At 70.3% G+C, this 8,527-nt stretch carries 10 protein-coding genes; 4 read left to right on the top strand and 6 right to left on the bottom strand.

Annotated elements, in window-relative coordinates:
• A partial coding sequence (locus tag ACFWPJ_RS17465; protein ID WP_378852505.1) for a resuscitation-promoting factor Rpf1 domain-containing protein occupies positions 1-466 on the top strand: 466 nt, incomplete at its 5' end.
• A gap of 66 nt (positions 467-532) precedes the next feature.
• Here ACFWPJ_RS17465 and ACFWPJ_RS17460 read toward each other — a convergent pair.
• Positions 533-724, bottom strand: coding sequence for a hypothetical protein (locus ACFWPJ_RS17460; RefSeq protein WP_378852503.1), 192 nt, complete (start codon positions 722-724; stop codon positions 533-535).
• A 39-nt stretch (positions 725-763) separates the two neighbouring features.
• Between ACFWPJ_RS17460 and ACFWPJ_RS17455 the strand changes: the two genes are divergently transcribed.
• Positions 764-3,064, top strand: a complete 2,301-nt coding sequence (locus ACFWPJ_RS17455) for a helicase-associated domain-containing protein (RefSeq protein ID WP_378852501.1) — start codon at positions 764-766, stop codon at positions 3,062-3,064.
• Positions 3,065-3,074: 10 nt separating this feature from the next.
• On the opposite strand, the gene ACFWPJ_RS17450 is transcribed toward ACFWPJ_RS17455, so the two are convergent.
• Complete coding sequence (locus tag ACFWPJ_RS17450; RefSeq protein ID WP_378852499.1) at positions 3,075-3,584, bottom strand: hypothetical protein; 510 nt, start codon at positions 3,582-3,584, stop codon at positions 3,075-3,077.
• Positions 3,585-3,692: 108 nt separating this feature from the next.
• Between ACFWPJ_RS17450 and ACFWPJ_RS17445 the strand changes: the two genes are divergently transcribed.
• Together ACFWPJ_RS17445 and ACFWPJ_RS17440 are read left to right on the top strand one after the other, a co-directional pair.
• The gene (locus ACFWPJ_RS17445) at positions 3,693-4,553 is read left to right on the top strand and encodes a hypothetical protein (protein WP_378852497.1); all 861 of its coding nucleotides are present in this window, start codon (positions 3,693-3,695) and stop codon (positions 4,551-4,553) included.
• A gap of 55 nt (positions 4,554-4,608) precedes the next feature.
• The gene (locus tag ACFWPJ_RS17440) at positions 4,609-5,496 is read left to right on the top strand and encodes an LLM class flavin-dependent oxidoreductase (RefSeq protein ID WP_378852495.1); all 888 of its coding nucleotides are present in this window, start codon (positions 4,609-4,611) and stop codon (positions 5,494-5,496) included.
• 21 nt (positions 5,497-5,517) lie between these two features.
• On the opposite strand, the gene ACFWPJ_RS17435 is transcribed toward ACFWPJ_RS17440, so the two are convergent.
• From ACFWPJ_RS17435 to ACFWPJ_RS17420, 4 genes are all read right to left on the bottom strand, one after another.
• Complete coding sequence (locus tag ACFWPJ_RS17435) at positions 5,518-5,910, bottom strand: SgcJ/EcaC family oxidoreductase (RefSeq protein WP_378852493.1); 393 nt, start codon at positions 5,908-5,910, stop codon at positions 5,518-5,520.
• Between the two features lie 79 nt (positions 5,911-5,989).
• The gene (locus ACFWPJ_RS17430) at positions 5,990-7,381 is read right to left on the bottom strand and encodes a M1 family metallopeptidase (protein ID WP_378852491.1); all 1,392 of its coding nucleotides are present in this window, start codon (positions 7,379-7,381) and stop codon (positions 5,990-5,992) included.
• A 71-nt stretch (positions 7,382-7,452) separates the two neighbouring features.
• A complete protein-coding gene (locus ACFWPJ_RS17425) occupies positions 7,453-8,118 on the bottom strand; it encodes a DUF3239 domain-containing protein (protein ID WP_378852489.1) in 666 nt (221 codons plus the stop codon).
• A gap of 94 nt (positions 8,119-8,212) precedes the next feature.
• A partial coding sequence (locus ACFWPJ_RS17420; protein WP_378852487.1) for a helicase-related protein occupies positions 8,213-8,527 on the bottom strand: 315 nt, incomplete at its 5' end.

Genomic DNA, 8,527 nt, shown 5'->3' with positions numbered 1-8,527 from the left:
CAGGTGTGAAGCCGGCGGCAACTGGGGCATCAACACCGGCAACGGCTACCAGGGTGGGCTGCAGTTCTCGCCCTCCACCTGGAACGCACACGGTGGTGGCGAGTACGCCGCCACGGCCAACCAGGCCAGCCGCGAGCAGCAGATCGCGGTCGCCGAAAAGGTTCTCGCTTCGCAGGGTTGGGGCGCTTGGCCCTCCTGCTCATCCAAGCTGGGCCTGAGCAGCGGCCCGACCGAGCGCATCGCTCCCTCGGCCCCGAGCTGGGCTCCCCAGGTCACTGTCCCGCAGGTGCAGGATCCGAGCCAGGAAGTCTTCCAGGCCGTCGACCGCGCACTCACCGTCGTGCAGCAGCAGGGTGTCGCCGTGCCCCAGCAGGCGCTCGATTTCTTCAACTCGGCCAAGGGCACTCAGCTCGACCCGGCCGTGATCGACTTCTTCGAGGCGAACAAGGGCCTGCTGCCCTCCTGATCGCCCCCGCAGACAACAAGAGCCCGCATCCCCCAGGGATGCGGGCTCTTGTCTTTCGCGTCCTGACTACACCCGGTTGATGACAGTCTGCGGGTGGATGTACGGCAGCTTGGCCGCCGGGACGGGAAACTCGGTGTCCTCACCGAAGGGCGAGAGATTACCGGCGCGGGTCGCCGACAGTTCGGTCACGGCGTGCTCGCCGTCGGCCACCTGCGGCCAGCCGTTGTCGACGTAGGGTTTCTTCGATTTGTTCACCACGGGCTCATTCTGGCATACCCACGAAGTAGGCTGGATCGGATGATCGCGACGGACTCCCTAGCCGATTGGCTCGGTGCGCGTACCGACGCCCAGCTGGTGAAACTGCTGCAGTTGCGGCCCGATCTGGCGGTGCCGCTGCCTGCCTCGATGTCGGTGCTCGCGGTGCGCGCCCAGCAGCGGGCCTCGGTGCTGCGCGCCGCCGACGACCTCGACACGCTCGAGTTCGCGATCATCGAGGCGCTCACAGCCAACGAGGACGCGCGCACCATCGGCACCGCGATCACGCCGCTATCCAAGACCACCCTGCACGCGCAGCTGAAGGACCGCGTCACCAAGACCGCGTTCACCGCCGCACTGACCCGCCTGCTCGACCGCGCGCTGGTCTGGCAGACCGGCGACGGCCTGCACCTGACGCCCAGCGCCGCCGAGGCTCTCCCCTGGCCCCTGGGCGCGACGACAGCGCTGCCGGACGCGCTCACCGAGCCCGAGGTCACCACCGCGCTGGCGCAGGCGAGTCCGGCCGAACGGGCGCTGCTGGAGAAGCTGGCCACCACGGGACCCCGAGGCCGCACCAGGGACGCCGCGCCCGGCACGCCCGCCGACCGTCCGGTGCCGCGCCTGCTGGATGCCCGGCTGCTGCACCGGATCGACGACGAGACGGTCGAGCTGCCGGTGACGGTCGGTCAGGTGCTGCGCGGCGAACCGGTCACCGACCCGCACGCCCTTGCCCCGCCCAAGCCCACGCTGACCAAGCACGCGCCCGCCGAGGTGAACGCGGTCGGTGCCGGCGAAGTCGGTGAGCTGCTGCGCGATTGCGCCGATCTGCTCGACGCGCTGGGCCGCCTGCCCGCCCCCGCCCTGCGCGCGGGCGGACTCGGCGTGCGCGAATTGCGCAGGCTGGCCAAGCAGACCGGCGTCGACGAGCAGCGCACCGGCCTGCTGCTGGAGTTGCTCGCCGCCGCGAAGCTCGTCGAGAAGGGCCTGCCGGAGCCGACGCCCGAACTGGACACCACCGACGACTTCTGGGCGCCGACCCCTGCCGCCGACGCCTGGCTCGACGCACCGCCCGCGACCCGCTGGGTACTACTGGCGCAAGCGTGGCTGGACCTGGACCGCATGCCCTGGATGATCGGCCTGCGCGACGCCGCCGACAAGCCGATCGCCGCGCTCTCGGCGGAGCTGCGCATCCCGCACGCCGTGCGTGACCGGCACGCGATCCTCGGCCTGCTCGCCGAGTACCCGAGCGGCTCCGCGCTGTCCGCGTCCGATATCGGCAAGCTGCTGGCCTGGCGGATGCCGCGGCGGCGCAGGCACTTCCGCCTCGACGCGGTCACCGCGACCCTCGCCGAGGCCGCCACGATCGGCATGCTCGGCCGCGGCGCGCTCGACTCCGCCGCCAGGGCCCTGCTGCACGGCGCGCCGACCAGCGTCGCCGACGCCGAGGCCGAGATGGCCGCGGCACTGCCGGAACCGGTCGATCACGTGCTCGTCCAAGCCGACCTGACGGTGATCGCCCCCGGCCCGCTGATCCCCGAACTCCGCGCCAGGATCGCGCTGGTCGCCGATGTGGAGTCGGCGGGCGCGGCCACGGTCTACCGGGTCGGCGACGCCTCGGTGCGCCGGGCGCTGGACGCCGGGATGACCGCCGCCGAACTGCACGCCCTGTTCGCCACCCACTCCCGCACGCCGGTCCCCCAGTCGCTGACCTACCTCATCGACGACGTCGCCCGCCGCCACGGCCAGCTGCGCGCGGGTATGGCCCAGTCGTTCCTGCGCAGCGACGACCCGGCCCTGCTCGCCCAGGTCCTGGCCGCACCGGTGGCCGACACCCTGGCCTTGCGCGCGATCGCGCCGACCGTTGCCATCGCCCTGGCCCCGCTGGGCGAGCTGCTCGAGCAGCTGCGCGCGGCCGGTTTCGCCCCGGCCGGTGAGGATTCCGCCGGCGCGATCGTCGACCTGCGCCCCCGCGGCGCCCGCATCGCCGTGCGCCCCCTGGCCCGCAAGCCCTACCGCCCGAGCCCCCCGAGCGACGAGCAGTTGTCCCTGCTGGTCACCGAACTCCGCGCGGGCGAACGCGCCGCGGGCGCCCGCACCGGCCAGTCCGTGCGCACCGACGGCACCCGCACCGGCACCGCGGCCACCCTGGCCTTGCTCCAACTGGCCGCCAGGGTGGGCCGCCCGGTGAACATCGGCTACGTCGACGCCCAAGGCGTCGCCAGCCAGCGCGTGGTCGAACCGATCCGCGTCGGCAACGGCCAACTGGACGCCGTCGACCCCGTCACCGGCGCGACCCGCCACTTCACCCTGCACCGCATCGCGTCGGTCGCCCTCCTGGACTGATGCTCCAGGATTACGGCTTGGCCATGCAGAACGTGGTCTTGGGGTCGGCGACCGTGCGGAACTGAGTCGCGTCGGTGCCGCACTGGAGCTCGTCGGCCACCCCGTCGATCCGCTTGACGACCTTGAACGTCGCCTCCGGCGCGGTGCAGGCTACGGCCTCGGCGGGGCGCTTGCCCGCGTCGGCGTAGCAGCTGCCCTGGGCGAAGTTGGGGGCCAGGCAGAGGCCGGTCTTGGTGTCGCCGACGGTGCCGTTGAAGGTGGCGTCGGAGACGGCGCAGGTCAGCGGGGCCGCGCCGACCTGCACGATCCGGTAGTTCGACGTCGCCGCCGAGCAGTCACCGACGCTCGCCTGCATCGCGTCGGCCGCGTTGTCGGTGACCTCGACGCAGGCGCCCTTGGTGACCGCGCCGGCGGACGAGTCGCTGTCCGACGAGCAGGCGACAACAGCCCCGACCAGTGCGACCGTCGCCACGGGGGCGAACACGATCCGCGCCAGCAGTCGCTTTCCTGGGAAAATCACTGAAAACCTCACTCACCGAACGGTTCAGGCATACATGGCCGCCGGTGACGATACCCAAGCCGGTGTCGTCCGCGCTCGGCCCCGTCGAACCTGGCTACGATCACAAAGATGACCCTCGACGATGTCGCAGGCGAGCTGTACGGCCTCGACCCCGGCGACTTCGTGGCGACCCGCACCGAGCGGGCCGCCCAGGCGCGCGCCGACGGCGACCGCGACCTGGCCAAGGCCATCACCGCGCTGCGCAAACCCACGGTCGCGGCGTGGACTGTCAACCTGCTCGCCCGGCACGCGCCGAATGAGATCGCGGCGCTGCTCGACCTCGGTGACGCCCTGCGTTCGGCGCAGCGCCAGCTCTCCGGCGACAAACTCCGCGCGCTCGGCGCGCAACGCCAGCAGGTGGTCAACGCGATGACCAAGCGGGCGGGCGAGCTGGCCGCCGAGCACGACCGGCCCGCGAGCGAACAGGTGCTGCGCGAGGTCGGCCAGACCCTCACCGCAGCGCTGGCCGATCCCGACGTCGCCGATCAGATCCGCGCGGGTGTCCTGCCCGCCACCGTCACCTACGACGGCTTCGGCCCGGCCGGGCTGGTCGCGATCACCGGCGGCAAGGCCGCCGCGCCGGCGAAGCGCGCGAGCACCCGCCGATCCGGCAAGTCACCGGAGGACGCCGAGGCCGCACGCCGCGCCGAGGCGAAGCAGGAACTCGACGACGCCGAATCCGCGCTCGGGACAGCCCGCTCGGCTCGGGACGAGGCGGAAGCAGCTGCCGCGCAATCGAAAACCGACCTCGATGCCATCGAGTCCCGCATCGACGAGTTGCGCACCGAACTCGAGCACGCCGAACAGCAGCGCCACTTCGCCCGTACCGCCGAGCATCGGGCGCGCGGCGAATTGACCTCCGCACGTAGCCAATTCGAGCGAATGCAGCGATGGGCAGACCGCGCCCGCGCCCGCATGGAAGAGGAATAGTCAACCGCTCGCGGACTGGCTGAAGGTGCGCTGACGGAGCTGGCATGATCGCGGTGTGGACCTACGATTCGGTATTCAGTTGGCGCCGACGGCGACCGAGCTCCCGCAGCTACGCGCGATGGCCGAGGTGGCGGACCGGGAAGGCCTGGATCTGCTCGGCATCCAGGATCATCCGTACTCGGGCGGGCTGGCCGATACGTTCGCGGTGATCGCCACGGTGCTGGCGGAAACCGAACGGCTGCGGGTGTTTCCGGATGTGGCCAGCCTGCCGCTGCGCGGGCCCGCGATGCTCGGGAAGCAGGCCGCGACCTTGGATCTGCTCAGCGGCGGGCGATTTGAACTCGCGCTGGGAGCGGGCGCGTTCTGGCCGGCGATCGGCACCATGGGCGGACCGGTGCGGTCGAATCCCGAAGCGCTGCGGGCGCTCGAGGAAGCCACCGCGATCATCCGAGCGATGTGGCGGCCGGGGACGAAGGCGAAAGTCGAAGGCACGCACTACACCGTGCAGGGCGTGCAGTCCGGACCCGCGCCCGCGCATCCCGTCGGGATCTGGTTCGGCAGCGTCGGCCCGAAGGCCAACGCCCTCACCGGACGGATCGCCGACGGGTGGGCCGCGCCCATCCCGCACTACCTACCGTACGAGAAATGGCAGGCGACACAGGACATCATCTCCGCCGCCGCGATCGACGCGGGACGTAACCCGGCCGACATCACCCGGATGGCGCAACTCGTCGGAACGATCACCGATACTCCGGGGCCGGTCACCTTGCGCGGCGAGGAACCGATCCGCACCGACGCCGCGGGCTGGGCGCGCATTCTGGTCGATCTCGCCACGGAAACCGGCTTCGACACCTTCGTGTACTGGCCGGAATCCGCCGACGATACCCAGCTTCGCCGCTGGATCGGTGACGTCGTTCCCGCCACCCGCGTCTTGTGCGCCTGACCGTCCCAGGCGCTCCACCCGCTACCCGATACTCACCGGGGTGTTCTGCCCGGTGCGGATACGCCATTCGCTCGCCCGCTGCTCGAGCGTCAGGATGATCACACCGTGCATCGGGTCCCGCGCCGAATCATCGCTACCTCGTGTGCGTTGCCGCGCGACGACCTGCACGAATGCCGGTGCCAACTCGATAGTCTGCTCGAGGTGGTAGTGCACGTTCACGTTGTGCAGTGGCCCGTTCGCGCCGAACACGAAACGTTGTTTGGTCAGCAGTTCGTCCCGGCCGGTGGCCACACTGCCACTGAAGTTCACGAAAGTGCTGTCCTCCCAGAACAATGCGTTCATGCCATCGGCGTCGTTGGAGTTGAACGCCCCTTCATACCGCTCCAGCACCCGCACTGCCGCATCGATCGTCATCGCTTCTCCTAGCCTCGGTTTGACGCAGTACAACCTAGGCTAGAAGCTCGAGTGCACTTCAGGTAAAGCCCGCCGCGATTCAGCCGCCCAGCGTGCCCGGGTACAGGAATGCCTCCTGCGGCGGCGATGTCGAATCCAGCCACTCGCCCAGGAATTCACCGAGCGGCATGGAGGTCCGGCTCTGCAGGAACTCCCGGAATTCCGGCATCGAGGCATGGCCGTCGCGGCGCGCGGTCACGAAATCGCGGATGGCCGTGAAGAACACGTCCTCGCCGAGCAGTTTGCGCAGCGCGTGCAGGAACAGCGGGCCGCGGTAGTAGACCGAGGTGAACTCGTTGCCGACGCCCGGATTCGCGAGCGCGATCTCCCAGAACTCGGGATCGTCACGGAATTTCGCGATCGTCTCGCGGTATTTGGTGTCGACGTCGGCCTGCTCGACCCGCTCGAGCCAGAGGTACTCGGCGGTGTAGCTGGCGAAGCATTCGTTGAGGCAGATGTCGGACCACTGCTTCACCGACATGGTGTCGCCCCACCACTGGTGGGCCAGCTCGTGCACCACGGTGTCCAGGTCGGCCCACGGCGCGTAGGTGGGGCGGGTCTGGGTTTCCAGCGAGAACGGGATCACGGCGTCGACGTAGATGCCACCCGCGACGTCGAATGGATAAGGGCCGTAGAGGTTTTCGAGGAAGTCGAGGATTTCCGGCAGGCGCTGCTCGTCCTCGCGATTGCCCTCGGACTCCGGCGCGAAGGCGCTCAGCACCGGGGTGCCGTTCGCCCGTCGCTGTTCGAGGAAGGTGAAGTGGTCGACCGCGATCGTGGTCAGGTACCCGAGGACGGGCGACCTGGTCTCCCAGGTGGTGACGAGCCTGCCGTCGCGCACCTCGTGCACGGTGCGGTCGCCGGTCGACATCACCTCCCAGTCGGCGGGCACCGAGGCATGCAGGGTGAATGTCGCCTTGTCCAGTGGCGTGTCGTTGAGCGGATACCAGGTGCTCGCGCTGTGCGGCTGGCCGACGGCGAACGCGCCGCCGCTGGGCGCGTAGGTCCAGCCCTCGCCCGCGGTGTCGGCGGGCTGACCGGCGTAGTCGACGACGATCCGCATCGGCAGGCCGGGCGGCAGCGGCAGCAGCGGGGTGACGACCAGTTCACGGTCGCCGTCGCGGGTGAACGCCGCGGGCTGCCCGTTCACCGTCACCATCAGCACCTCGGGGCCGCGGTAGTCGAGGTTGAACTGCGCCAGCGGCTGGGTCGCGCCGGCATCGATGCGCGCGGTGCCGCGCAGGAAGGACATGGCCGGGTCGTAGTCGAGCGTCAGCTCGTAGTGGTCGACGTCGTAGCCGCCGTTGCCGTCCAGCGGGTAGTAGGGGTCACCCAGCCCCGCCGCCCCGATCAGCCCCGGATCCGCGTCGACCGGGCGGATACCGAGCGTCAGTATCGCCAGGATCGCGCAGATGGAGGCCGACCATCGCATCTGGACAGACACCTTTCGCCGGATCGAGCCCCGCGGACACAGTCCATCGTCCCAGCCGCGCCGCGAGACTCCTAGCCCAGGTCGCCGGGCAGCTGCTGCGGGTCGAGCAGCAGGCGCTTGGTCGCCGTGCGCCGCACCCGCGCGGCCAGCGCCAGGTTCGCGGTGAGCAACTGCCATTCGACCTCGGTGATCTCGCCGCGGGCCCGCTCGATCACCGCGCTGTCGCGGGTGCCCCAGGCGATCGGCATGGCGGTGACCAGCTGCCAGCGCTCGCCCACCTGCCGCGGCGCGCTGTCGGTGCGGACCGCGACGGCGGGCACCCGCTCACCCGGCTCCGGCGCGTGACCGGGCAGCGTGCGCACCTTGCGGGTGATCAGCGCCCAGCTGCGCGTGGCCGCCGCGGGCTCGGCGACGTCGACGAGGGCGAGCAGCACGATGCCGGACCCCTCGATCTCGGTGACCACGGCGGGCACCAAAGCGCCGTCCTGGTACAGCTTTTCGATACTGGAGCGGTGCGGAGTCCACAGCGCGACCCACAGCGCGATCGCCGCGACGAGGACGCACACCACCGCGAGCAGGTAACCCCACGCCTGACCGCTCCACAGCAGCGCGGCCGTGGCCGCGACGGCGAGCCCGGCGACCAGCAGTGCGACCACGCGCATCCTGCGTAACCCGGTGAACGTCTCGTTGACCGCATGAGCGTGCTCACGGTCGACCACGAATTCGAAGCGGCGCACGGTTCCTTCCTAGCACAAGTTGCGGAGGAGTTGCCTCCACTTATCTGCCGGGGACTTCACCGCACGGTACCGCGATCCGACCTGCCGATCAGCGCTACGCGCCGTCACCGATCGGCGGTCCGAGCAGATCGTCGGCGTCGGTGATGCGGTACGCGTACCCCTGCTCGGCGAGGAACCGCTGCCGATGCGCGGCGTACTCGGCGTCGAGGGTGTCGCGGGCGACCACGGAATAGAAATGCGCCTGTCCCCCATCCTGTTTCGGCCGTAACAGTCTACCGAGGCGCTGCGCCTCCTCCTGCCGCGAACCGAACGTGCCCGAAACCTGCACCGCCACAGACGCTTCCGGCAGATCGATGGAGAAGTTGGCCACCTTGCTGACCACCAGCACGGGCACCTCACCGGACCGGAA

It is taken from the genome of Nocardia sp. NPDC058497, from assembly GCF_042720195.1.
GTDB lineage: Bacteria > Actinomycetota > Actinomycetes > Mycobacteriales > Mycobacteriaceae > Nocardia.
The sequence above is the reverse complement of the archived record's forward strand: the minus strand, read 5'-3'. Positions and strand labels throughout refer to the sequence as shown.